22 protein-coding genes are annotated in these 22,548 nt (G+C 60.7%); 9 read left to right on the top strand and 13 right to left on the bottom strand.

Translation table 11 applies throughout. The features are described from left to right. Window positions 1-79 precede the first annotated feature (79 nt). From RCAS_RS22140 to tatA, 9 genes are all read right to left on the bottom strand, one after another. Window positions 80-709, bottom strand: coding sequence for a phosphatase PAP2 family protein (locus RCAS_RS22140; RefSeq protein ID WP_012122720.1), 630 nt, complete (start codon window positions 707-709; stop codon window positions 80-82). After that, complete coding sequence (locus RCAS_RS22135) at window positions 681-1,883, bottom strand: glycosyltransferase family 4 protein (protein WP_012122719.1); 1,203 nt, start codon at window positions 1,881-1,883, stop codon at window positions 681-683. Before RCAS_RS22135 ends, RCAS_RS22140 begins: the two co-directional genes overlap by 29 nt. A gap of 14 nt (window positions 1,884-1,897) precedes the next feature. Then, on the bottom strand, window positions 1,898-2,974 hold the full coding sequence (locus RCAS_RS22130) for a lysylphosphatidylglycerol synthase transmembrane domain-containing protein (protein WP_049768871.1): 1,077 nt from the start codon (window positions 2,972-2,974) through the stop codon (window positions 1,898-1,900). 97 nt (window positions 2,975-3,071) lie between these two features. Continuing rightward, complete coding sequence (locus tag RCAS_RS22125) at window positions 3,072-4,025, bottom strand: NAD-dependent epimerase/dehydratase family protein (RefSeq protein WP_012122717.1); 954 nt, start codon at window positions 4,023-4,025, stop codon at window positions 3,072-3,074. Then, entirely contained in the window at window positions 4,010-5,485 is a 1,476-nt protein-coding gene (locus RCAS_RS22120) for an O-antigen ligase family protein (protein ID WP_157042741.1), read from the bottom strand. The genes RCAS_RS22125 and RCAS_RS22120 overlap by 16 nt, the downstream gene beginning before the upstream one ends. 37 nt (window positions 5,486-5,522) lie before the next feature. Continuing rightward, on the bottom strand, window positions 5,523-6,476 hold the full coding sequence (locus tag RCAS_RS22115; RefSeq protein WP_012122715.1) for a UDP-glucuronic acid decarboxylase family protein: 954 nt from the start codon (window positions 6,474-6,476) through the stop codon (window positions 5,523-5,525). A 234-nt stretch (window positions 6,477-6,710) separates the two neighbouring features. Beyond that, a complete protein-coding gene (locus RCAS_RS22110; protein WP_232280097.1) occupies window positions 6,711-8,219 on the bottom strand; it encodes a sugar transferase in 1,509 nt (502 codons plus the stop codon). Between the two features lie 72 nt (window positions 8,220-8,291). Continuing rightward, on the bottom strand, window positions 8,292-9,611 hold the full coding sequence (gene obgE / locus RCAS_RS22105) for a GTPase ObgE (protein WP_041331260.1): 1,320 nt from the start codon (window positions 9,609-9,611) through the stop codon (window positions 8,292-8,294). Between the two features lie 123 nt (window positions 9,612-9,734). Continuing rightward, window positions 9,735-9,941 carry a twin-arginine translocase TatA/TatE family subunit gene (gene tatA, locus RCAS_RS22100; protein ID WP_012122712.1) on the bottom strand — a complete coding sequence of 69 codons (207 nt, stop codon included), beginning with the start codon at window positions 9,939-9,941 and terminating at the stop codon, window positions 9,735-9,737. 535 nt (window positions 9,942-10,476) lie between these two features. On the opposite strand from tatA, the gene RCAS_RS22095 reads away from it, so the two are divergent. The 7 genes from RCAS_RS22095 to RCAS_RS22065 all read left to right on the top strand — a co-directional run bounded on the left by RCAS_RS22095 (window position 10,477) and on the right by RCAS_RS22065 (window position 16,628). After that, complete coding sequence (locus tag RCAS_RS22095) at window positions 10,477-11,256, top strand: energy-coupling factor ABC transporter ATP-binding protein (RefSeq protein WP_012122711.1); 780 nt, start codon at window positions 10,477-10,479, stop codon at window positions 11,254-11,256. After that, window positions 11,249-12,436, top strand: coding sequence for a cysteine desulfurase family protein (locus tag RCAS_RS22090; protein WP_012122710.1), 1,188 nt, complete (start codon window positions 11,249-11,251; stop codon window positions 12,434-12,436). Before RCAS_RS22095 ends, RCAS_RS22090 begins: the two co-directional genes overlap by 8 nt. 415 nt (window positions 12,437-12,851) lie before the next feature. Continuing rightward, the gene (locus RCAS_RS22085; protein ID WP_012122709.1) at window positions 12,852-13,106 is read left to right on the top strand and encodes a FeoA family protein; all 255 of its coding nucleotides are present in this window, start codon (window positions 12,852-12,854) and stop codon (window positions 13,104-13,106) included. After that, window positions 13,093-13,344 (top strand): FeoA family protein, encoded by a 252-nt coding sequence (locus RCAS_RS22080; RefSeq protein ID WP_012122708.1) that lies wholly within the window; start codon window positions 13,093-13,095, stop codon window positions 13,342-13,344. The genes RCAS_RS22085 and RCAS_RS22080 overlap by 14 nt, the downstream gene beginning before the upstream one ends. Beyond that, window positions 13,344-13,874: a FeoB small GTPase domain-containing protein gene (locus RCAS_RS22075; protein ID WP_012122707.1), complete on the top strand. Its 531-nt coding sequence runs from the start codon at window positions 13,344-13,346 to the stop codon at window positions 13,872-13,874. The genes RCAS_RS22080 and RCAS_RS22075 overlap by 1 nt, the downstream gene beginning before the upstream one ends. Then, a complete protein-coding gene (feoB, locus tag RCAS_RS22070) occupies window positions 13,871-15,607 on the top strand; it encodes a ferrous iron transport protein B (RefSeq protein ID WP_232280096.1) in 1,737 nt (578 codons plus the stop codon). The genes RCAS_RS22075 and feoB overlap by 4 nt, the downstream gene beginning before the upstream one ends. 721 nt (window positions 15,608-16,328) lie before the next feature. Next, window positions 16,329-16,628, top strand: a complete 300-nt coding sequence (locus RCAS_RS22065) for a FeoC-like transcriptional regulator (protein WP_012122704.1) — start codon at window positions 16,329-16,331, stop codon at window positions 16,626-16,628. On the opposite strand, the gene RCAS_RS22060 is transcribed toward RCAS_RS22065, so the two are convergent. From RCAS_RS22060 to RCAS_RS22045, 4 genes are all read right to left on the bottom strand, one after another. After that, window positions 16,606-18,009 (bottom strand): FAD-dependent oxidoreductase, encoded by a 1,404-nt coding sequence (locus RCAS_RS22060; protein WP_012122703.1) that lies wholly within the window; start codon window positions 18,007-18,009, stop codon window positions 16,606-16,608. The genes RCAS_RS22065 and RCAS_RS22060 overlap by 23 nt on opposite strands. A gap of 186 nt (window positions 18,010-18,195) precedes the next feature. Next, entirely contained in the window at window positions 18,196-18,927 is a 732-nt protein-coding gene (locus RCAS_RS22055; protein WP_012122702.1) for an SCO1664 family protein, read from the bottom strand. 1 nt (window position 18,928) lies between these two features. Continuing rightward, window positions 18,929-19,441: a DUF3090 family protein gene (locus RCAS_RS22050; RefSeq protein ID WP_012122701.1), complete on the bottom strand. Its 513-nt coding sequence runs from the start codon at window positions 19,439-19,441 to the stop codon at window positions 18,929-18,931. A 27-nt stretch (window positions 19,442-19,468) separates the two neighbouring features. Then, window positions 19,469-20,206, bottom strand: coding sequence for an MSMEG_4193 family putative phosphomutase (locus RCAS_RS22045; protein WP_012122700.1), 738 nt, complete (start codon window positions 20,204-20,206; stop codon window positions 19,469-19,471). 491 nt (window positions 20,207-20,697) lie between these two features. Here RCAS_RS22045 and RCAS_RS22040 point away from each other — a divergent pair, with 491 nt between their 5' ends. Both RCAS_RS22040 and RCAS_RS26330 read left to right on the top strand, forming a co-directional pair. Further along, on the top strand, window positions 20,698-22,224 hold the full coding sequence (locus RCAS_RS22040; protein ID WP_012122699.1) for a cryptochrome/photolyase family protein: 1,527 nt from the start codon (window positions 20,698-20,700) through the stop codon (window positions 22,222-22,224). Between the two features lie 44 nt (window positions 22,225-22,268). Next, entirely contained in the window at window positions 22,269-22,505 is a 237-nt protein-coding gene (locus RCAS_RS26330; protein ID WP_332249614.1) for a DUF2256 domain-containing protein, read from the top strand. Window positions 22,506-22,548 lie beyond the last annotated feature (43 nt).

Raw genomic sequence — 22,548 nt, 5'->3', positions numbered from 1 at the left:
CACCCGTCGTCGTCAACTCTGCGCCGTCGGAAGATGCAATGATCGGCATGCAGGGCATCGCCTTCCCACCTTCAACATCTCACGCCAGTGCTAGAAACGACACGCTGACGACTATCGCAGCGACAGCCAGGCCGGCGATCACCTGCCCTGGCGTATGGTTGCGCGTTCGCACTCGCGCCCAGGCGACGGCGACGGCGCATATCCAGAACGCAATCCCCAACGCATTTGAGTAGATCAGCGCCAGCGTCGCCAGCGCGCCTATAGCTGCACCGTGCATGCTGATCTTCCAGATCAGATTGATCGAACCGCAGACAATGCCAATGCCCAGCATGCCAACCGTCAGCGCCAGAAACGGGCGTGGCGCGTCTAGCGCCAGCAACAGCCCAATCGTCAGCAGGACCGACACCGTGCCAAACATGTAGAGTTCATTGCGCTCATGTCGCACCGACACATCGGCATCGCTGAACCCTCCCTGACGCAAGCGCACCAGATAATACAGCACCGATGGCGCCGTTTGAAAAGCGATAATGCCGCCAACCCACGCAAGCCCCGCCTCGTCCAGGGTGTGAAGACCGATCAACAGATAGGCAGTGATAGTGACGAAAACCGGGTTGAAAATATGCGATAACAACCGGGCAAAAACAAGACTACGGCTCTCCATCTCGTCGGAGTCGAGCGCTTCACCGGAGAGCTCTGGTTGTGGCCTCATGCGATGCTCCCGTTGACAACGAGTGATAGTGTTCGATCATCTGCCGGGCAGACGCTTCCCAGCGAAATCGTCGCGCCTGCTCCAGACCCGCCTGACGCAGTTGAGCACGCAGGGCGTCATCGTTCAACAGGCGGCTCATCCCCTGTGTGAGCGCCGCCACATCGTCGGCAGGCACAAGAAGGGCGGCGCTGCCCACTACCTCTGGAAGGCTCGAATTGTCTGATGTAACTACCGGTGTTCCGCATGCCAGCGCTTCCAGCGGCGGCAAGCCGAATCCTTCGTAGATCGAAGGATACACGAATGCCTGTGCAAGATTATACACCACTGGCAGGTCAGAATCCGCCACAAAATCGAGTATCTGCACCCGATCTCGCAGTCCCAGGCGATCAAGAGTCTCGAACACCGGTTGGTACATCCATCCCCGCCGACCGGCGATGACCAGGAAGAGATCACCGTTGCCTTGTCGCCGTGTTGCCGGATCGATCCGCGCAAAGGCTTCCAGCAGACGCGCCAGATTCTTGCGTGGCTCGATTGTTCCGACGAACAGGATGAAGCGCGATGGCAGGCGCAACCGCCGGCGCACCGGCTCGCACATCTCCGGCGGCAAGGGACAAAACCGTTCGTCTACCGCAGGATAGACCACCGACACACGCTCAGGAGCGATGTGCAACAGGCGCTGGAGATCGCGCCGGGTCGACTCCGAATCGGCGACGATGACATCAGCGCGTCGCAGTGTACGCGGCACGGCGTCGCGCAGAAAGGCGGCAACGCCGGGAACGGCGCACTCGGGATGCACCATATACGAAAGATCGTGGATGGTCACAAGAGTGCGGGCGCGCGTCGGCGGCGCCACGAAATCGGGCGCGTGCAGAATATCGAGTGGACCGGTAAGCCATTCGATCGGCAGCGGGACGCGCAACCGATGCCAGAGTTGCGTCAGGCGGCGGGGCGGCAGCGGAATGGGCACAGCGCGGGTACGCGGATGCGATGCGCAGAGACGGCGCACCTCAGGCAGATAGGGCGGAGGAGCGGCGCCCGGAAAGCCAGCAGCGTAGAACAGAGTGAAACGAAGATCGGGGCTTTGAGCAAGAATGGCGCCGATCAGTTCGCGCGTGTAACGCCCAATGCCGGCGCCCTGCCAGGCGCCAGCCGTAAAATCGATCCCGACGTGCATGCGCGGTTGTCCCGTCACCTCCGTTTACTGACCAGGTACAGAACGAACCCGATCACGACAATGCTCCAGAAATTGATGACCCGGTCGAGCAACGTGACAGCCCCGCCAAGGCTCGTTCCGACCTTGAAGAACGTCAGCACGCCCGTAATCACCGTTTCGACAACGCCAAGACCGGCTGGAGTGAAGGGAATGGCTGTCAGCAACGACGACGCCAGCGCAACGAAGATGATCGCCGACAGCGGCAGCGACAACCCTTCGTGGCTGAGCGCCTGGATCACAAAATAGAGCCGCATCCCTTCGAGCAGCCAGACGCCGGACGTCAGCGCGATCAGTTTGGGCAGGATGCCCGGACGGAACGAGCGCAGCGCTGCGTGTTCAAAGTTGCCATACACCCCGATCAGACGTTTCGGGATAAAGCGTCGAATGACCGGGCTTAACCAGCGCATCCCCGCCAGACCGCTGACAATCATAACGACCAGCAGCGCGCCAAAGCCGAACACCACCCGGGTGCTCTCCGGCATCTGCGCGCCGAACGTAAACCATGCCGACAACACCAGCAACCCGAACAATCCCAGCATATCGAGGAGGCGCTCGGCAAAGATCGTGCCAAACGTCGCCGAAAACGACACACGCCCATTCTGTTTGAGCAGATACCCGCGGTAGGCATCGCCGAGTTTGGCCGGCACCACACAGTTGGCAAACCACGAGAGGTAGATATATTCCATCAGCGCAGGCAGCGACGCCCAACTTTTGCGTCCTTCGCGCACCGGCACATTGGCATTTTCCAGCAGCATCCGCCAGCGCACGGCACGCAACGGAAACGTCAGGTAGAAGATGCCGAAGCCTGCCAGCAGTAGCCATCCATCGGCGCCACGCATATACTGCCATGTCTGCTGCACATCGATATCGAAGCCACGCACGGCGAATACGACAATCGCAATTGCAAGCGCAAACGAGATAATGGTACGCGGGCTGCGCAACGCCTTTGCCAGCGAGAACCCCTGACGTTCGACTTCCTGAATTTCGGGAGTCTCAGGCAGGTTGACCGATTCGTCGGCGCCCGCATCGCCGACTCGCTCGTTGATCATCATTGAACCGTCCTCTCGTGGTTCCGTCGGAACTTCCATTGATCTCCCGTGATCGTCTCAGTGCTTCGGGAGGCGCGCTTTCCTTCAAATCTCCCGCCGCTCAGGCGCCATGCTCGCTCCGGTACCACTCCCAAAAGCGTGCCAGCCCTTCTTCCAGCGGCGTACACGGCTGAAATCCAAGCATCCGCGTCGCCTTGTCAATTCGGGCATAGGTGATCGGCGGGTCTGCGGCTGGCAGCGGTTGTGCCACAATCCTGGCGCACAAACCGGTCACCCGTTCCAGAGCAGTGACGAAATCGATCAACTGCACCGGGCTTGAGTGCCCTAAATTGAAAATGTCAAAGGCGTACCCGGCATCGAGCGCTGCGACCACACCAGACACAATATCATCAACATAGGTCCAGTCGCGGTAGACGCCCATGCCGCCATTGAACAAGGTTATCGATTTTCCGGCGACCATTGCATCAACGAATAAGTGTGGCGTCATATCGGGCCGACCGCGCGGACCGTACACGGTGAAGAAGCGCACAATGCGTATTGGCATACCGTACTGGCGGTGCGCTGTGTATGCCAGCACTTCAGCTGCTTTTTTCGTGGCAGCGTAGTACGACAGGGGTCGGTCGGTCGGCGACTCCTCTGACCATGGGGTTGGCGACATGCCGTACACCGATGATGTTGATGCCAGCACCAACCCCTCGACCTCGTACCGCGCCGCCGTTTCCAGGATGGTCAGCGTGCCGCGAACATTGACCTCTTCGTAGAGCGCAGGATTGCGCATCGATGGGCGCGGACCCGCCATTGCGCCGATGTGCGCTACCCGCTGTGGTCGATACTGCGCGAAGACGCGATCCATTATTTCCGCGTCTCGAAAATCCGCCTCGACCAGCGTATAGCCGGGGTGCGCCAGCGCGCGCGCGATATTGCGTCGCTTCCGAACCGGATCGTAATAGTCGTTGAAATTGTCGATGCACACCACCTGATCGCCGCGCGCCAGCAACGCCTCGCTCAGGTGACTGCCGATGAATCCTGCTCCACCCGTTATGAGATAGCGCATTGTGATTGAATGTCTTCAGTACAGTGCGCAATCGCGCCGATCACCGCCCATACGACCGCGAGTTGAATGCCAAAATTGAGTACGTGCAGGTTCTCGAACAGATTATGCCCTGCTACTGCTGCGATGATACCACATCCGCCGACGGTTGCGCCGTACAAAATGGGATCGGTTGTGCGTCGAAGCGCGCGCAATGCCTGCCGGATCACTCCGCCGAGGAGCGCCAGGTATGCCACTATGCCGATTATTCCTGTTTCCGCTGCCATGTGCAGGTAGTAATTGTGGGCATGCCCGCGACTCGCATACCATCCGCCAACGGCAAACTCTGGATATGCGACAGAGTAATTGCCAGGACCAACGCCGAACAGCGGTGCGGAACGAAACATCTCCCACCCTGCCTGGAGGTGCGCCATTCGCTCGACGACTGCGAAGTTCTCTGGTGTCACCGTCACTGCCGCCGCATCGAACCATGCCACACTCTGCCAGACGCTCGCCAGGCGCGTCATCAGCGCTTCGGGGAGCGCGCCCACAATGGCGAGCAACACCACTGCCACGCCAACCGCCACCAGTCCCAGGAGCGCCGGCAGCGCGCGCCTGCCCAGGCTTAGCGCCATGCCTGTCACCCCAATTGCGGCGCCGATCCACGCACCACGCGAGAACGACATCATCAACGCCGTCAGCAACACCCCGACGACTCCCCACACGACGACCACCAACATCCAGCGCCCCGTAGCGGCCAGGCACCGCCGAACGCCGCTCTGCCGGGCGCTATTGGCGGTTACCATCGCCAGCGCAAGCGCCAGGGGCCATGCCATGTTCAGGTATCCCGCAAATGAGTTCGGCTGTCCAATTGTGCCATAGGCGCGCACATATGGCAGATCGGGCGCGATCCGAAAGGTCGGCGGACCATCGCCGGTTGCGAACTGCACGATGCCAATGCCGGCGCACACTGCCGGAGCGATCAACAGACATGCCAGCAGGTAGATGATATGCCAGCGCCGGGTGATCGTGCTCGCAGCCGCCATCCAGACGCCTGCCGCAACCATCCAGCGTGCCGTCTCGCGCAGCGCTTCCGTGCGCGAATACGGCGTCACACTGGCAGAGAGCAGCAGTGCGAAGAGCACCCCACCCCATAGAAGCAAGAGATCGGTTGGAAGCATGCGCTGTTCAGCGCGCGCCAGAGTATGGAACAACCAGCCCCCCAGCGCCAACAGCACCGTCATCTGTGTAACCGATAGCCCGCCCGGAAGGGTAATCAGCTCCTGCACCGGCACCGACAGCGCCGCCATACCAACTGCCAGGACCGGATGCACCAGCGCCAGAATGAGCGCCAGCGCCGCACCCGCCATCAGTGCAAGCGTATCGAGCGGAGTGCGCGCCAGCAGTATCCCCAGAGCGACGGCGACCAGCCAGAGCGTGATGGTCGTTCGCAGGGAAGGAGCGATTGCGCGAAGTCCGTGCATCCGTGTCTTTTCCGACCGGCTCTGTCGAACCATCATCTCACGGCAGTTCTCCGCGTTTCCGCAGTTCTTCACGAAACCATGGAATGGTGCGACGCAACCCTTCTTCGAGGCTGACGCGCGGCTCCCACCCCAGAATCCTGCGCGCCTTCGCAATGTCCGGCTGACGCACCTGCGGATCGTCCTGTGTGCGCAGATCTTTGTACACCACACCAGCCTTGTTGTCGGTCAACGCATTGACCAGTTCGGCGAACGCTTTAATGGTAAACTCGCCGGGATTGCCAATATTGACCGGCTCGACTTCGTTGGAAAAGAGCAGGCGATAGACCCCTTCCACCAGATCATCGACATATTGAAATGATCGCGTTTGCGAGCCATCTCCATAAATGGTCAGCGGCTCGCCGCGCAATGCTTGCTGAATGAAATTGGGCACCACCCGACCATCGCGGAGACGCATGCGCGGACCATAGGTGTTGAAAATGCGTACAATGCGCGTCTCGACGCCGTGATAGCGATGGTACGCCATGGTCATCGCCTCGGCGAAGCGCTTGGCTTCATCGTACACACCACGTGGACCAATGGGATTGACGTGTCCGTAGTATGTTTCAGGTTGCGGATGCACCTGTGGATCGCCGTACACTTCTGAAGTCGAAGCGAGCAGGAAGCGCGCTTTTTTATCCTTTGCCAGCCCCAATGCCTTGTGCGTGCCGAGTGCGCCGACTTTCAGCGTTTGAATCGGCAACTCCAGATAATCGACCGGTGAGGCGGGTGAGGCGAAGTGCAAAATGGCATCGAGCGGACCCTCGACAAAAATATAGTTCGTCACGTCGTGCTTGATGAAACTGAAGCGCGGATGACCGGCAAGATGGGCAATATTGTCGGTGTTGCCGGTAATCAGATTGTCCATCGCCACGACGGTATGACCTTCCGCCAGGAATCGATCACACAAATGAGAACCAAGAAAGCCGGCGCCGCCGGTGATCAGTACACGCATAGGCATCCACCCTCTTCATGCATTACTGGCATGGTATGGCATTCCCGTGAGGAAGATGTGACTCGGCTCATGATGGATCGTGAACAACTTGCAAGACCTTTGACGTTTCGGGTCGGGTATGTTCGCCCTCCGCCGTGTGCCGTTGTGGTGGCATCCACGAAGTGCGCGACGGTTCACGAAGCCGCGCCAACCACCCGTGCCCCGCTTCCCGCGTCGCGTGCTTCGCGCCTTGCATCAATACGCCCCACGCCCGGAGATAACGACCGGAATCGTTTGCAGCAGAATACGCAGATCCATGCCGGGTGTCCAGTTTTCAGTGTAAAAGATGTCGAGGCGCACCATTTCGTCGAACGAAATATCACTGCGCCCCAACACCTGCGATAGTCCCGTCAGACCGGGCACAACCGTTAACCGGCGGTAATGCCAGTCTTCATACTGCGCGACTTCTTCCGGCGTTGCCGGACGCGGACCCACCCAACTCATTTCACCGCGCAGAATATTCCACAACTGCGGCAGTTCATCCAGGCTGTAACGTCGCAGCACGCGCCCGACGCGGGTCATCCGCGGGTCGTTCCGCATTTTGAAGAGTGGACCATCGGCTTCATTCAACGCAGCGAGTTCGGCTTTGCGCTCCTCGGCATCGATCACCATCGTGCGAAACTTATAACAGATGAACGGGCGTCCATCACGCCCGATCCGACGCTGCCGGAAAATCGCCGATCCAGGCGAGTCGAGGCGCACGATGATCGCAATCGCCACTCCCAGTGGGATCACCAGCGGCAACGTCAGCAGCGTCAATGCCAGATCCATGGCTCGTTTGACCACCAGGTTCCAGCCGCGCAGCGAGACCGCCTTCAAGCCAATCAGCGGAATACCGCCCAGGTTGCCGATATCGATGCGGTCGAAACTCAACTCGTAGAGATCGGGAACGACACAGAACTCGACCCCTGCGTAGCGACAGGTTGCCACCAGGTCGGGCAGGCGATGATGCTCCCAAAACGGCAACGCCAGGATGACCAGATCGATATCCCCGCCGCGCAGACAGGTTTCGAGATCGCTGATTCGTCCAATCTGTCGAAAATGCAAGGTTCGCCGGTTGGGCGCCCGCTCCCGATCATCGAGAAAACCGACGAGCGCATACCCCAGATCGGGTTGCGCCACCAGGCTCTCCATCACCTCGCGCCCCAGACCGGTGTTGCCGACCACCAGCACCCGTTCACGGTCGATGCCGCGCACCCAGCGCCAGCGGCGTATGCTGATCAACACGGCGCGCCATCCGACGAGGAGCGCAATAATGGTTCCCCAGGCAAATGCAAAGATCAAGCGCGAGTAGAATTCCGAAGGCTTATACAGAAAGACCACAACGATCAGAATGGCGATACCGGTTGTGGTTGAGCCGACGATGATGCTGCTGTGGTCGAGCACGCCGGCGGTGCGCGGCAGGCGATACAGCCCGCGCATGGCGAACTGAACCATCAGGAGCGCAGCCAGCAGGAGCGCAAATGGCGCAAAGGCGCTGAGCGGCACAAAGTTCTGCGCCTGCACCTCGCGCACCAGTTGATCGAACGGCGGAGGCCAATCGAGTTCATAGCGCATCCAGTAGGCGATGGCAAAACCGGCGAGAATCAGGCAGATGTCGAAGAGGGGGAGCAGCGCGCCGGAAGGCGCGTTTCGTCTACGACGGATTGGAAAAGGAGCACGAGCGACGGATGCGGCGGTCGTCGCCTCAGTTGTTTTTTTCACCGTCGGCTCCTTCTGAACAACACGGTTCATCCGAATCACAACCGGTCGTAGTGTACTTCATCGAGATCCGGGTCAACTGACGCCAGGCATGCGGTAGGTTATTGCGCCGTCCTCCCAATCGAACGCCGCTTGTTCGATATACAGCACATCACCGTTCTGAATGCCTGCCTCCTGCAACGCTGCCCCAATGCCGCTCGCCTCGAGCACGCGCTGAATCCGCATAATCGCGTCCGGTTGGGCGAAATTGGTCATCGAAATCAGGCGTTCAATGCGACGCCCGCGCACGCGCCAGCCATCTCCCGTTCGCTCGATGGTGTAAAGGCGTTCATCCACCTCCGGTACGGGCCAGGTGAGCGTTTCATCGCGCGGTGCGCGGTGTGGTGCAGGCATCTCTCTCAGACGCTCAGCAACGCGCTGCAACAGTGCGTCCACGCCTTCTCGTGTCGCCGCCGAGATCACGAACAGATCCTGCTCCGACACCGGAATGGCAGCGCGCAGTCGTTTCAGGTTCGCCTGCGCTTCCGGCAGATCGGCTTTATTCAGCGCAACCACCTGTGGCCGTTGCGCCAGTGCGGGTTGATAAAGGCGCAACTCTTCGTTGATCGCAGAAAAATCGTTCACCGGATCGCGCCCATCGACCCCTGCCGCATCAATGATGTGAATGAGCAGGCGGGTTCGCTCGATATGGCGCAGAAAACTGAACCCCAACCCGACGCCGCGATGTGCGCCTTCGATCAATCCGGGAATGTCCGCCACAACAAACGAATACTCGCCGACTTCCACAACCCCGAGATTTGGTTGCAAGGTTGTGAACGGATAGGGTGCAATTTTTGGGCGCGCCGCGCTGATCACCGACAATAACGTGGATTTGCCGGCATTGGGGAAACCGATCAGCCCAACATCGGCAAGAAGTTTGAGTTCGAGTTCGATCTCACGGCGTTCACCCGGTTCGCCGAGCTCGGCGATACGTGGAACCTGATAACTCGAGGTGGCAAAATGGACATTCCCTAATCCGCCGCGCCCGCCGCGCGCTGCGAGCAGCCGCAGCCCCGGCGCGTCGAGATCGACGCTGTACGTCTCGCCGTCAATAACGGTGCGCGCAACCGTCCCAACCGGCACGCGAATGAACACATCGCGCCCATTGCGTCCATGTTTGCGCGACCTTCCGCCGTTTCCGCCGCGCTCTGCGATGAAGCGGGTGCGTTCACGAAAGGGCAGCAGCGTGTTAAGCCCCGGATCGGCGACCAGATAGACGTGACCGCCGCGCCCGCCATCGCCGCCGTCCGGTCCGCCGCGCGGCACATACTTCTCGCGGCGGAAGGTCGCAGCGCCATCGCCGCCATCGCCAGCCTGCACGAAGATTCGCGCGGAGTCATAAAACTCACCAGCCATAGACCTTTTACCAAACACAACGACGCCAGCCACAGAGCGACACATTCACACTGCGACTGGCGCCGGCTCGTCTGCGCGCGGGCCGCATCTATCGCGCAGCGCCACAGGTGCGAGACGGGCATGCTATGCCTTTGTCTCAGCCTTCTTGTCGGTTGAGTCGTTCGCCTCAACCTTATTGGCGGGAACTTCATCGTCGTCGCGCACGGCTTTACGGAATGCCTTGATGCTGCCGCCGAGCGCGCTTGCGACGCCGGTGATGCGCGAAGCGCCGAACAACAACAGGACAATGATCAGAATGATAACCAGCTCGCCGACTCCTAGCGTTGGCATAACGTGTCTCCTCATTCCATGGGTGGCGCGCCTGCGCGCGATGGTTGTCCAATTCCGTTTCGGTGTCTTCAGGTATTATACCGCAGCAGAGGGGGATGTCAAACGAGTTGCGCAAACGTGCAACAACAAGATATGCCGGTCCTGCCAGGATTCGGGTGTGAAGGGAACACGGATGACGTGACATAGATGCGACGGATTCGCACGGATCAGGGTATGATGGAAGGCGGTTGAGCCGTGTCATACCAATGACGATTGAAGATGCCGCATGCTGGTCATGCCGAGCGCAGCGCGGAATCTGCGCGAGTCGCGCACGCCCCCTCGCGCTGCTCGAGGTGACCATGCCGGATGGTCACAGATAACTGGTATAAGTCCATGCGCTCTTATCCGCCGTGCTACGCGTGGTGAGCGCTTTGAATCGCCGGAGCGGCTAAACTCCTGCCTGTGCATGACGGCGTTCTCATGCGCGCTGCTCGCTGACTGTCGTAAAGCGCGCTACAATATGAAGAGGAACCATTGTATTCAGATCAGTCTATCTATGCTGCGCTCCGATCTTACGGTTAATGCATCGCTTTCCGTCGACCATACGCCGCTGCTGCTGATCGACGATCTGCACTTCGCCTATCCCGATGGGCGTGTGGCGCTTCGTGGCGTTCATTTGCGCATTGCGCGCGGTGAGAAGGTGGCGCTGGTTGGACCGAACGGCGCCGGCAAGAGCACGCTGCTATTGCACCTCAACGGTGTTCTGCGCGGCAACGGGCGCATCGAAGTCGCTGGCTTGCCGGTGAGTGAGCGTACCCTGTCGCAAGTGCGCGCGCGAGTCGGTCTTGTGTTTCAAAATCCCGATGACCAGTTATTTTCACCGACGGTCTTTGAGGATGTGGCGTTCGGTCCGTTGCACATGGGGCTTGCGGCGCGCGACGTGCAGGCGCGGGTCGAACGAGCGCTGGCGCTGGTCGGGATGAGTACGTATCGCGAGCGGCATCCATACCATTTGAGCATGGGGGAAAAGAAGCGCATCGCGATTGCGACGGTGCTGGCGATGGAACCGGAGATTCTGGCGTTCGACGAGCCTTCCGCCGGTCTCGACCCGCGCGCCCGCCGTGGATTGATCCGTTTGCTGCGCGATTTGCCGCTGACCATGCTGGTTTCGACGCATGATATGGCGATGGTTCAGGAACTTTGCGATCGGATGATTATCATGGACGAAGGGCGCATCGTCGCTGATGGCACAGCGGCGACGATGCTCGACGACGAGGCGCTGCTCGAGGCGCATGGTCTGGAAACGCCCTGGAAAGAGCGAGGAGTGCGTGACTGAACGATTGATCTATCTCGACCACGCAGCGACGACGCCGGTCGATCCGGCGGCGCTTGCGGTGATGCTCCCGTACTTCACCACGCATTTTGGCAATCCTTCGAGCATCTACCGCGTCGGGCGCGCTGCGTTGCACGCGCTCGATGAAGCGCGCGATCAAGTGGCGGCAATCCTGGGTGCATCGCCGCGTGAAATTATCTTTACCGGCAGTGGTTCCGAGAGCGACAACCTGGCGATCCGCGGCGTCGCGCTGGCGCAGCGTCAGGCGGGGCGCGGCGCGCATCTCATTACCAGTGCGATTGAGCATCATGCGGTGCTCCATACGGTCGAACACTTGCAGGCGTTTGGGTTTGAGGCGACCATTTTGCCGGTTGATAGCAGCGGTCTGGTGCAGCCCGACGATCTGCGCGCGGCGCTACGCCCGGATACGGTGCTGGTGTCGGTTATGTATGCCAATAACGAGATCGGCACGATTCAGCCGATTGCTGAACTGGGCGCGATTTGCCGCGAGCGCGGCGTTCCTTTCCATACCGATGCGGTGCAGGCGCCTGGCGCCTTGCCGCTCGATGTGCGCGCGCTCAATGTCGATCTGATGACGATTGCCGCACACAAGTTCTACGGTCCCAAGGGGGTCGGTGCACTGTACGTCCGCCGGGGAACGCCGCTGCTGCCGCAGATCACCGGCGGCGGGCAGGAGCGACGGCGGCGGGCAGGCACCGAGAATGTGCCCGGCATTGTCGGTATGGCAGCGGCGTTGCGTCTTGCTGAGGAGCGCCGCGCCGCCGACAGCGCTCACTGCGCACGCCTGCGCGATCGATTGGTGAACGGTGTTCTGGAACGGGTTCCAGGCGCGCGCCTCAACGGGCATCCGACACGCCGCCTACCGAACAATGCCAATCTGTCGTTCGAGGGAGTGGAGGGCGAGAGTATCCTGCTCCTGCTCGATCAGCACGGCATCGCGGCATCGAGCGGGTCTGCCTGCACCAGCGGCTCACTGGAGCCGTCGCATGTGCTGCTGGCGCTGGCTCGCGCAGCCGGATCGGACACGACGGCGGAAGTCGCGTCGGCGCTCCCCGGCGCGGTGCGCTTCACCTTTGGACGTGACAATACCGACGCAGATGTGGACGTGGTGCTTGACGTTCTGCCCGGCATTATCGCCCGGCTGCGGGAGATGGCGGGGTAGATGCCGTGTTCGATCGGCAACGCCCGTCTCCAGAACCCGTGAAGTCAGTGCGTGTTTCCGGCGCGGGTGTGTTCCTCGTCGCCAGGACAGGTTGCCGGCGAGGACGAGCGTCCGGCGGAGACCGCAAGGGTTGGTGACGTTCCTCGCGCCTTTTTCTACGGACGGCGCAATGTGCCACGCGCCGCCTTTCCTCCTCTCACCTGCGCCATTTCGAGACGGTGCAGCGCGATGTCTCTGCCGTCCCTCCCTCCATCCCTCTCCTTCCGCCATCGGTCACTCTTTCTTTCCTCACAGTTGTTCATTTGCCACTTGTTGTCATGATCATGAGTCTGTATAACGGAAGTTAAGGCGCACCATAACTGTTTGATCGATTTCCATGAGGAATACCAGAACATTGCTTGTCAAGGATGTCCATATGTCGGATGAAACTACAGTCACCCTCGATCAACTCTCCTGTGGTTGCAGCGCAGTCATCGTGCGGGTAGGAGGCGACCGCGCGTTGCGGCGGCGGTTGCTCGATATGGGGTTTGTTCACGGTGAAACGGTTACGTTAACAAGGCTGGCGCCGCTCGGCGATCCGCTCGAACTGACCATCAAAGGGTATCACCTCTCGTTGCGCAAGAGCGATGCGCGTTGTATTTACGTGGAGCCGATCAATGCACTCACATAATACGCTTCCCCTGATGTTCGTTGGTCAGGGAGTGCGCGCGCGACTGGTCGGCATCAGCGGCAGCCAGCGCACCGCGCACCGTCTGGCAGAACTTGGTTTCGTTCCCGGCGTCGAGTTGTCGGTTGTCGCCGATAGCGGCAGCGCGCTGATGGTTGCCGTTGGCGATACACGCCTGGCGCTCGGCTATCCCCTGGCGCAGGCATTGCTCGTCGCTGTGCTGGAAAAGGGGGCTTCCTGATGAGCGAGGCGATTGTGGCGCTCGCCGGTAATCCAAATGTCGGCAAAAGCACGATCTTCAATGCGCTGACCGGTCTGCGGCAGCACGTCGGCAACTGGCCCGGCAAAACTGTTGAACGGAAAGAGGGACAACTGCTCCTCGACGGTCGGGTGGTCACGATTGTCGATCTTCCCGGCGCGTACAGCCTGGCATCGCGTTCGCTCGAGGAACAGATCGCCCGCGACTTCATCGTGCGCGATCGTCCCGATCTTGTGATCAATGTCGTGGACGCGGCAAACCTGGAGCGCAACCTGTATCTGACGGTGCAACTGCTTGAAACCGGTGTGCCTCTTCTGGTCGCGTTGAACATGACGGATGTGGCAGCAGCGCGCGGTATGACGCTCGACCTCGATGCACTCGCCAGAGGATTGGGGGCGCCGGTTGTGCCGCTCGTTGCCAGCAAGGGAGAAGGGCTGGCGGCGCTGAAGGCGGCGCTGACGACGCTGCTCTCCGGGGTTGATGTTCGTCGGATCGCACGAAAGGTGGCATGATGACAACGCTTGATCGCTCCTTCCATCAGGCGTCGGCGCCGTTCCGCTATCCGCCGCCAATCGAAACGGAACTGGACCGTCTGGCGGACCTGTTCGCGCGTCTACCCGGCCTGGCTGATGCCTACCCACCGCGCTGGCTGGCGATCCAGGCGCTCGAAGGCGATGAGGCGTTAATGCACGCCATCCGCAGCCTGGGCGGTTCTGCCGCTGTTGCGGCGCTCGATGAAAGCCTGGAACGATTGCGCGCCGTCTACGGCGATGATCTGGATGTTGCGCTCGTCGATCAGCGCTACCGTTTCGTTCACACGGTTGCCACACAGGCAGTGCGCCGTCTATCTACGGCGCCGGTAACCCTTTCCGACCGCATCGACCGTGTGGTGACGCATCGCTGGCTGGGGATTCCGATCTTTCTGGCGGTCATGTGGGTAGTGTTCAAACTGACCACGGATGTCGCGGCGCCGTTTGTCGACTGGCTCGATGGTGTGTTGAGCGGTCCGGTCAGCCGGTGGGTCGTGGCATTGCTGGCGCTGTTCGGGGCGGAGGACGGATGGGTCGCGTCGCTGATGGTCGATGGCGTTGTGGCGGGCGTCGGCGGCGTGTTGGCGTTTGTGCCGGTGCTGCTGGCGCTCTACTTTGCGCTGGCGCTGCTGGAAGACTCTGGCTACATGGCGCGCGCGGCTTTTGTGATGGATCGGTTGATGCGCGCGCTTGGTCTGCACGGCAAGAGTTTTCTGCCGATGATTGTCGGTTTTGGGTGCTCGGTGCCGGCAATCTACGCCACGCGGACGCTCGATAGTCGCCGTGACCGGATTCTGACCGGTCTTCTCGTGCCGTTTATGAGTTGCAGCGCGCGATTGCCGGTGTATGTGCTGATTGCAATGGTTTTCTTTCCGGCACATGCAGGTCAGGTCATCTTCGGGTTGTACCTCACCGGCATCACGGTCGCGGTAGGCATGGGGGCGTTGCTGCGGCACACGCTTTTTCGCCATCAACCGCAGGCGCCGTTCGTGCTGGAGTTGCCGCCGTACCGTATGCCCACGCTCCGCAGTATCTGGCGACAGATGTGGGAACGCACGTCGTCGTTTATCCGCAAAGCAGGGACGATTATTCTGGCGACCAGCATCGTGGTCTGGTTGCTGCTCGCTGTTCCGGTTGGCGGTGAGGGGCGGTTCGCCGAAACGCCGGTGGATCAGAGTGCGTTTGCTGCGGTTGCGAACGGAGTAACGCCGGTGTTTGCACCGCTCGGCTTCGGACGCTGGGAAACGAGCGGCGCCCTGGTGACCGGTCTGATCGCCAAAGAGGTGGTCGTCGGCACGCTGGCGCAGGCCTATGGCAGCACAGAGGGCGAAATTGCTCCGCCTGATGAACCGGCGACGCTCACCAACGACCTGACCGGCATCGTCGGCGGTTTTGGCGCAGCAGTCGGTGATGCGCTGCGTGCTCTGCCAGGGATCATCGGCATCAATCTGGTCGAGGCGGAGGAAGAACCGATAGCGGAAGGACTGGCATCTGCTATTCGCGCCGGATTTATGGAGAGTAGCGGCGGTCAGGGAGCGTTGGCAGCGCTGGCGTTTCTGGTCTTCGTGCTCCTGTACACGCCATGTGTGGCAGCGCTGGCGGCCAATCGTCACGAGTTTGGCGCATCCTGGATGCTGGTCAGCCTGCTGGGGCAATTCGCCATCGCCTGGCTGGCGGCGTTCATTGTGTTCCAGGGCGGGTTAGTTTTGAGATGAGGCGAGAGGCACGAGGCGCGGGACGAGAAGGTCCCGACAATGACGTAGCGCGAGATTTATCTCGCATTTGTGGTGCGGGGCGAGCGGGTCCCGACAATGACGTAGCGCGAGATTTATCTCGCATTTGTGGCGCGGGGCGAGCGGGTCCCGACAATGACGTAGCGCGAGATGTATCTCGCATTTGTGGCGCGGGGCGAGCGGGTCCCGACAATGACGTAGCGCGAGATGTATCTCGCATTGGTGGCGAGGCGCGGGGCGAGCGGGTCCCGACAATGACGTAGCGCGAGATGTATCTCGCATTGGTGGCGAGGCGCGGGGCGAGCGGGTCCCGACAATGACGTAGCGCGAGATGTATCTCGCATTCGTGGCGAGGGGCGAGAAGGTCCCGACCATGGCGTAGCGCGAGATGTATCTCGCATTCGTGGCGAGGGGCGAGAAGGTCCCGACCATGGCGTCGCGCGAGATGTATCTCGCATTGGTGGCGAGGCGCGGGGCAAGCGGGGAAGCAGGTTGCCGGTTGCCGGTGCGAACGTAGAGCATTGCACCGCAACCTCTTGAAATGTTGCACGTTGCTGGTGCGAACGTATCCGACCTTGAGGTCTTCGCCGCAGATCGATGGATGTGATGGAACCGTCCTGGCGGAACGATCCTCGCTCTCTGGGCAGGCATATCCTGCCCTCAAGGGTCTTGGGGAAGAACGTTGCAGGTTGAGGGGCGCAGGATGCTCTACCAGATTCTCGAAGCGATCGAACAGGCAAACGGACCGATCTCACTCAATGAATTGAGTCGGCAGCTTCAGATCGACGCGAGTGCGCTCGAAGGGATGATCGCCTTCTGGGTGCGCAAAGGTCGCCTGAACGCTGCCGCCGTCGCCGGTTGCAGCGGCAGTGGGCGCGGTTGCACGTGCGGCGCATATCCGAACGGATGCGTCTTCAGCCATGCCGGCCCGCGCGTCATAACGTTGCACGATACTTCGCCAGGCGAAGCGCGCAGGAACGCTACGAGTTCCTCCCGTGAATGATCTCCAGCATTTCAGGAACGGTCGTCACCTTGATGCGGGGGCGTCCCTGTTCGGCCCCGCGCGCAGTTTCGTAGGCATCGAGGCGCTTCCAATCGGCATAGGTGACGAAATCGGGCTTCCGCATGCGCAGCAGCGCAACGATGCGCTCTGGATCGCGGTTTTTATCGGGAATGCCGGGCAGTTTCGGCAGGTCTTCGACCATAGCCGCCACCGTGGCGGCTGCGTCGGGTTTGTTGGTGCCGATAACGCCGGAAGGACCGCGTTTCGCCCAGCCGACCACATACTCGCCAAGGACGACTTCATCGTCGCGCGGGCGAATGACGCGCCCATTGACATTTGGAATGATAAAGGAGCCTTCCTGGAACGGCACACCCGGCAGCGGTATGCCGCGATAGCCCACCGAGCGCAGCACCAGCCCGGCTTCGATAGTATCGTAGACGCCGATGCCCTTCGCGCGCAACCCGCCCTGCTGGTCCACAACCAGTTCGTTGCGCTCCACCTTGACCCGCACGACGCGCCCGTTCTCGCCGATCAGTTCGACCGGTGATGTCAGGAAGCGCATCCGAATGCGCCGGGGCGCGTGATGCTCCGCGCGTGCAGCATAAGAACGGAGAATCTCGACATTACGCGCCGCCGATTTGTCCGTCTTCACATGCTCGGCGCTCATCGGGTCGAGTTCCAGGTCAGCAGGATCGACAATGACATCAACGCCGTCCAGTTCACCGAGTTCTTTGATCTCCGCGTTGGTGAACGCCGCCTGCGCCGGACCACGACGCCCCAGCATCACGACTTCGCGAATTTTGCTCTGACGCAACGCCTCGAGCGCATAATCGGCGATGTCGGTCTTTGCCAGTTTGTCGGGATTGGTCACCAGAATGCGCGCCACATCGATGGCGACATTGCCGTTGCCAACGACCACAGCGCGTTCGTGCGACAGATCGAACGTCATACTGCAATAATCGGGATGCCCATTGTACCAGCCGACAAACGCCGTCGCCGGGTAACTGCCGATCAGATCCTCGCCGGGAATGCCCATGCGCCGGTCGGACGGTGCGCCGACGGCATAGACGATCTGATCGTAGAGTTGCTTCAAATCTTCATGCGTCACGTCTGTGCCGAAGGTGACATTGCCGAAGTAGCGCACGCGCGGATCGGCGGCGATCCGGTCATAGATGCGCGTCACCGACTTGATCGACTGATGATCAGGCGCAACGCCTTCGCGCACCAGACCGTAAGGCGTCGGGAAGCGATTGAACATATCGATCAGGCAGACAAGGTTGGGCTGCTTGAGCAACGCCTCGGCGGCATAAAATCCGGCAGGACCGGCGCCAATGATAGCAATGCGCACGGGGCGCCCCTCTGTTCCCAATTGTGCGTCCACGCTACATACTCCCCTTTCTTTCAGAATTCAGCGGTCCAGGCACAAGCGCGGCTCAACACCCCTCGGCGGCCGCGTCATCGACGGTCGCGCGTCGTGATTGTGATGAAAGGAACAGGTACCTGGGATTATACCACAGATGCGGGGAAGGCTTGATCGTTCGTTTGGAGGGGAACGGAGTGTCTTCTCCTAGACAGGAGGCCAGGGGATGGTACGCGCAGCGCCGGGATCGGGGTAGCAGCCGGTTTCGATCAGGCGGTCGAGGCGGCGGCGAAAGGCGCGCACTTCTTCGGGGGCAAGCAATCCTTCGAGCGCGCGAATGAAGCGCCCGCCGTTGCGCACGTCTTCACGCAGTGCGCACAGATCGACCATAATCTCTTCGCAGATCGGCTCACCGGCGAAATCCCACAGCACCGTGCGCAATTTTGGTTCGGCATGGAAACAGATGCCGTGGTCAATCGCCCAGAGTCGGCCATCCGTACCCTTCAGGCAATGACCACTTTTGCGGTCGGCGTTGTTTGAAAGGATATCGAAGGCGGCCAGACGCGCGAGTTGATCGTCGTAGCCACCCTCCTTCTGCATAGTGAACAGATGCGCATCCTGATCACAGTCGATATACAGTTGCACCGAGCCGTATCCGTAGGGACCATCGCGCAGGACGGTTGGCGGAACGAGCGACCAGCCGAGCGCTTCACTGAGCAGGAAGGCGGCGAACTCGCGCTGACACAACGTTCCACGCGGGAAATCCCACAGCGGGCGCTCGCCGCGCCGCGGCTTGTATACCGCGAGACCTTCCAGGTCGCCGTCGCGCACGGTGACGAGCAGCGTGTAATTACTGCTCCAGGGCATCATGCCCTGAATTTCCATCTTGCCGTTTGTCAGCAGCGCCAGCACTTCGCCAACGCTCAACTCTTTGCTCATGTCAGTTCATTTGCGGGCAGAAGTGACCACCGGGATCGACGGGACGACCGCAGTTGCCGCAGATTTTGCGTCCACGCGCAACCACATTCGCCGCATGTTCGCTCAAAGCGCGCATTTGCTGACGAGAAGCGCCAAAGCGCGCGGTTGGCGGCTCCTCTTCACTCTCGTCCTCACGATACCCCTGCATCACCAGGATGACCATATCGCGCTCGGCATCATACCCAATTCCCATCTGAGCAATACGAAACCGCGGTTCAATCGGTTCTTCCAGGTTCATATCGCTGACCAGCAAGAGATCGTCGGACGAAGAAAGCAACGGATTTTTCTCCGCCAGTTCCTCGAGCAGGCGGTCAATCGCCTGCGCAAGCGCGCGAACCTGTTCCTTTTCCGCGATCAGTGACACCAGTTCACGCCCACGGCGCGCCTGGATGTAGAAGACGCGCTGCCCCGGCGGACCGACTGCGCTCGCCGTGATGCGCGTCACCGGGTCGAGATCATAGGTGAACTTTGTCATAGTAGTGCGCCAATACCATTCGTGCCGCTACGCCGGTGTGGTCGCGCCGGTCGCTGCTGCGGTTGGCGCAGCGACGCCGTTTCCGGTCGCTGCTTCCGCCGCCTGCCCGGATTGCGGCGACGCCTCAGAGGGTGCAGGTTGGGCTTCTTCCGGCTTTGGCTTCAAATGCGCCAGCGAACCGGTATCGTTATACGCCAGCAACCGCGGTCCCATCCGGGTGAAGCCGATTGCCGTCACCGAGCAGGTAGCGACTTCGAGCCGCTGAAACAGGTCGATGTGAATACCGATATAGTATGCTGTCGCCAGGCGAATTGCATCGGCATGCGAAACGACGGCAATCATCCCTTTCGGGTGACGCGCGCGCAATGCGTCGAGCGCAGCAACAATGCGCATCTGGGTCTCACCCAGCGTTTCGCCGTTCGGGAAGCGGGTGCCACTGGGATAATGCTGGACGCCGGGCCACAACTCGTGCTTGTACAGTTCCTTGAGTTCAGCGCCCTGCCACTCGCCATAATCGACCTCTTGCAGCGCCTCGACCAACCGGATCGGAAGACCGCGCGGCGCGGCAATGGCTTCTGCCGTTTCGACCGTGCGATCCAGCGGACTGGAATACACTGCCTCAATCGGCAGATCCGCCAGGCGCGCCGCCAGACTCGCCGCCTGACGCCGCCCTTCCTCGTTCAATCGCACCCCGGGGAGACGACCGGCGAGCCGACCATGGACCATGTCGTTTGCGCCGTGACGAATCAGTAGCAGTACTGTCACGCTTTTGTTCCTTGTGCATGTTTTCTTTAGTACTATACCATAATTCAACGGCGCTTCAAAGGGGATGAGGGTGCAGCGATGAGTTGACAGGACGTTGGGTTCTCTGAACCACCTGGCGATTGGGAGCGCACGGATTCATCATTGCCGAACTCCAGAAGCAGACCTGTGGAAAGCCGTGTTCGATGTCTGGATATCCAGGGCAATGCCGGAATCGAGCGTTTCTACTGTTCTGGCTTGAAGTATTATACTAATGACCTGTGAACATCCGGCATGGTCACCCCGAGCAGCGCGAGGGGTCGTGCGCGACCCGCTCAGATTCCTCGCTGAGTTTACCCTGAGCGAAGCGAAGGGCTCGGAATGCCAAGCATGCGGCATCTTCGGTTGTGATATCCATCGTTGTTTCGCCTGACCGGGTTGCGCGGCTCTCTCCGCCATCCATCAGTTGCGCATTGACGTACCCTCTTTTGAGAAATGTACAACGCTTGATCGCAATGAACGATACGCCCGTTACCGTCTGGATTCTCGGCGACCAGTTGCTTCGCGCGCATCCGGCCATCGAGGCGGTCGAGGCGCAGGCAGGGCGACGGAATATGCGTATTGTGCTGGTCGAGAGTGATGCGCGCATCGCGCAGATGCCGTACCAGCGCAAGAAGATTGTTCTGATCCTCAGCGCCATGCGCCACTATGCGGCGTCGCTGCGCGAGCGCGGATACCTGGTCGATGAGGTGCGCGCGCCGTCGTTTGTCGCAGGGTTGCAGCGCCACATTGCGCAGCATCGGTCGCAACGCCTGGTGACGATGGCAGCCGCCGAGTATGAGACCCGTCGCTTTCAACAGGATTATCTGAGCCAGGCGCTTGGCATTTCGGTCGAGGTGTTGCCCAACACCCAGTTTCTCACCGGTCGGCGCAATCCGTTCCCCGATGTCGAACCTTCGCAGCGCGTGATCATGGAGCGCTTCTACCGTGCGATGCGCCGCCATTTTGACGTGCTGCTCGAACCAGATGGATCACCGACCGGCGGTGCGTGGAACTTCGACCGGTTGAACCGTCGTCCGTTGCCGCGTTCGGTAGCGCCGCCGCCGCCGTTGACCTTCGAGCCGGATGCGATCACGCGCCGGGTCATCGCCGAAGTCGAGGCGCGCAGCGGCGGGGTCGGCACAGCAACCGGATTTGCGCTCGCGGTTACCCATGCGCAGGCGGAAGCGGCGCTTGCCGATTTCGTTGCGCATCGCCTGGCAGCGTTCGGACCCTACGAAGATGCGATGAGCGCCGCGCATGATGTGCTGTTCCACTCGATGCTCTCCCCCTACCTCAACATTGGGCTGCTCGAACCGTTGCAGATAGTGCGCACCGTTGAGGAAGCGTATCGCGCCGGCGCCGCTCCGATCCAGTCGGTCGAAGGGTTCGCGCGCCAGATCATCGGCTGGCGTGAGTACATCTACTGGCAGTACTGGCGATTGATGCCCGGTTTGCGCGACGCGAACGCCTGGAATGCAACGCGCCCGCTACCGCGCTTTTTCTGGAGTGGCGACACCGATATGCGTTGCCTGCGTCACGTCATTGAACGCGCGATTGCGACCGGCTACACCCACCACATCGAACGTTTGATGATCGTCTGCAACTTTTGCCTGCTGGCAGGAATCCGTCCCTCAGAGGTCAACGACTGGTTCCTTGCGCACTACGTCGATGCCTATGATTGGGTGATGCAGCCGAATGTGATCGGTATGGGGCTGAACGCCGACGGTGGGTTGACGGCGACCAAACCGTACATCGCTTCGGCTGCGTATATCAGAAAGATGAGCGATTACTGCGACGGATGTCGCTATGACCCAAAGCGGCGCATTGGACCGGATGCCTGTCCGTTCAACACACTCTACTGGAACTTTCTGATCCGGCACGAAGCGACACTCCGCGCCAATCCGCGCATGGGTCCGGCGGTGCTGGGACTGGCGCGGTTCGACGCCTCCGAGCGTGAGGCGGTGACGCGGCAGGCGGAGATGGTGTTGGGGGAGAACTGAGAACCGAGAACCGTCATTCCGCGTGATGCCAATGTCATGGAAACATGCTGCGCGCAGCGTTGCGTTATGGTATGGGCGGCGGGCAAACCGGGATCATCACCGCTGGAGAGGAAGAGCCTGTGCGAGGCGTTAAAAAGCAGCATTTGCCGGAAAAGATTTGTGCAACGTGTGGTCGTCCTTTCACCTGGCGCAAGAGTCTGGCGAAGAATTGGAACGATGTGAAGTACTGTAGCGATGCCTGCCGCAAGTATCGGCGGCACGGCAGAAATGTTCACCGGTAAGCAGAGAACTGGCGCCCGCCGAAACAGATTCCGGAGATTCGAG

The organism is Roseiflexus castenholzii DSM 13941, assembly GCF_000017805.1.
Lineage (GTDB): Bacteria > Chloroflexota > Chloroflexia > Chloroflexales > Roseiflexaceae > Roseiflexus > Roseiflexus castenholzii.
The sequence above is the reverse complement of the archived record's forward strand: the minus strand, read 5'-3'. Positions and strand labels throughout refer to the sequence as shown.

Excerpts from the sequence above, each read along its gene's own strand:
- RCAS_RS22140 (WP_012122720.1), bottom strand. The coding sequence starts at position 709 with ATGAGGCCACAACCAGAGCTCTCCGGTGAAGCGCTCGACTCCGACGAG.
- RCAS_RS22135 (WP_012122719.1), bottom strand. The coding sequence starts at position 1,883 with ATGCACGTCGGGATCGATTTTACGGCTGGCGCCTGGCAGGGCGCCGGC.
- RCAS_RS22130 (WP_049768871.1), bottom strand. The coding sequence starts at position 2,974 with ATGATGATCAACGAGCGAGTCGGCGATGCGGGCGCCGACGAATCGGTC.
- RCAS_RS22125 (WP_012122717.1), bottom strand. The coding sequence starts at position 4,025 with ATGCGCTATCTCATAACGGGTGGAGCAGGATTCATCGGCAGTCACCTG.
- RCAS_RS22120 (WP_157042741.1), bottom strand. The coding sequence starts at position 5,485 with ATGCACGGACTTCGCGCAATCGCTCCTTCCCTGCGAACGACCATCACG.
- RCAS_RS22115 (WP_012122715.1), bottom strand. The coding sequence starts at position 6,476 with ATGCGTGTACTGATCACCGGCGGCGCCGGCTTTCTTGGTTCTCATTTG.
- obgE (WP_041331260.1), bottom strand. The coding sequence starts at position 9,611 with ATGGCTGGTGAGTTTTATGACTCCGCGCGAATCTTCGTGCAGGCTGGC.
- tatA (WP_012122712.1), bottom strand. The coding sequence starts at position 9,941 with ATGCCAACGCTAGGAGTCGGCGAGCTGGTTATCATTCTGATCATTGTC.
- RCAS_RS22095 (WP_012122711.1), top strand. The coding sequence starts at position 10,477 with ATGCTGCGCTCCGATCTTACGGTTAATGCATCGCTTTCCGTCGACCAT.
- RCAS_RS22085 (WP_012122709.1), top strand. The coding sequence starts at position 12,852 with ATGTCGGATGAAACTACAGTCACCCTCGATCAACTCTCCTGTGGTTGC.
- RCAS_RS22080 (WP_012122708.1), top strand. The coding sequence starts at position 13,093 with ATGCACTCACATAATACGCTTCCCCTGATGTTCGTTGGTCAGGGAGTG.
- RCAS_RS22075 (WP_012122707.1), top strand. The coding sequence starts at position 13,344 with ATGAGCGAGGCGATTGTGGCGCTCGCCGGTAATCCAAATGTCGGCAAA.
- feoB (WP_232280096.1), top strand. The coding sequence starts at position 13,871 with ATGATGACAACGCTTGATCGCTCCTTCCATCAGGCGTCGGCGCCGTTC.
- RCAS_RS22065 (WP_012122704.1), top strand. The coding sequence starts at position 16,329 with ATGCTCTACCAGATTCTCGAAGCGATCGAACAGGCAAACGGACCGATC.
- RCAS_RS22055 (WP_012122702.1), bottom strand. The coding sequence starts at position 18,927 with ATGAGCAAAGAGTTGAGCGTTGGCGAAGTGCTGGCGCTGCTGACAAAC.
- RCAS_RS22050 (WP_012122701.1), bottom strand. The coding sequence starts at position 19,441 with ATGACAAAGTTCACCTATGATCTCGACCCGGTGACGCGCATCACGGCG.
- RCAS_RS22040 (WP_012122699.1), top strand. The coding sequence starts at position 20,698 with ATGAACGATACGCCCGTTACCGTCTGGATTCTCGGCGACCAGTTGCTT.
- RCAS_RS26330 (WP_332249614.1), top strand. The coding sequence starts at position 22,269 with ATGCTGCGCGCAGCGTTGCGTTATGGTATGGGCGGCGGGCAAACCGGG.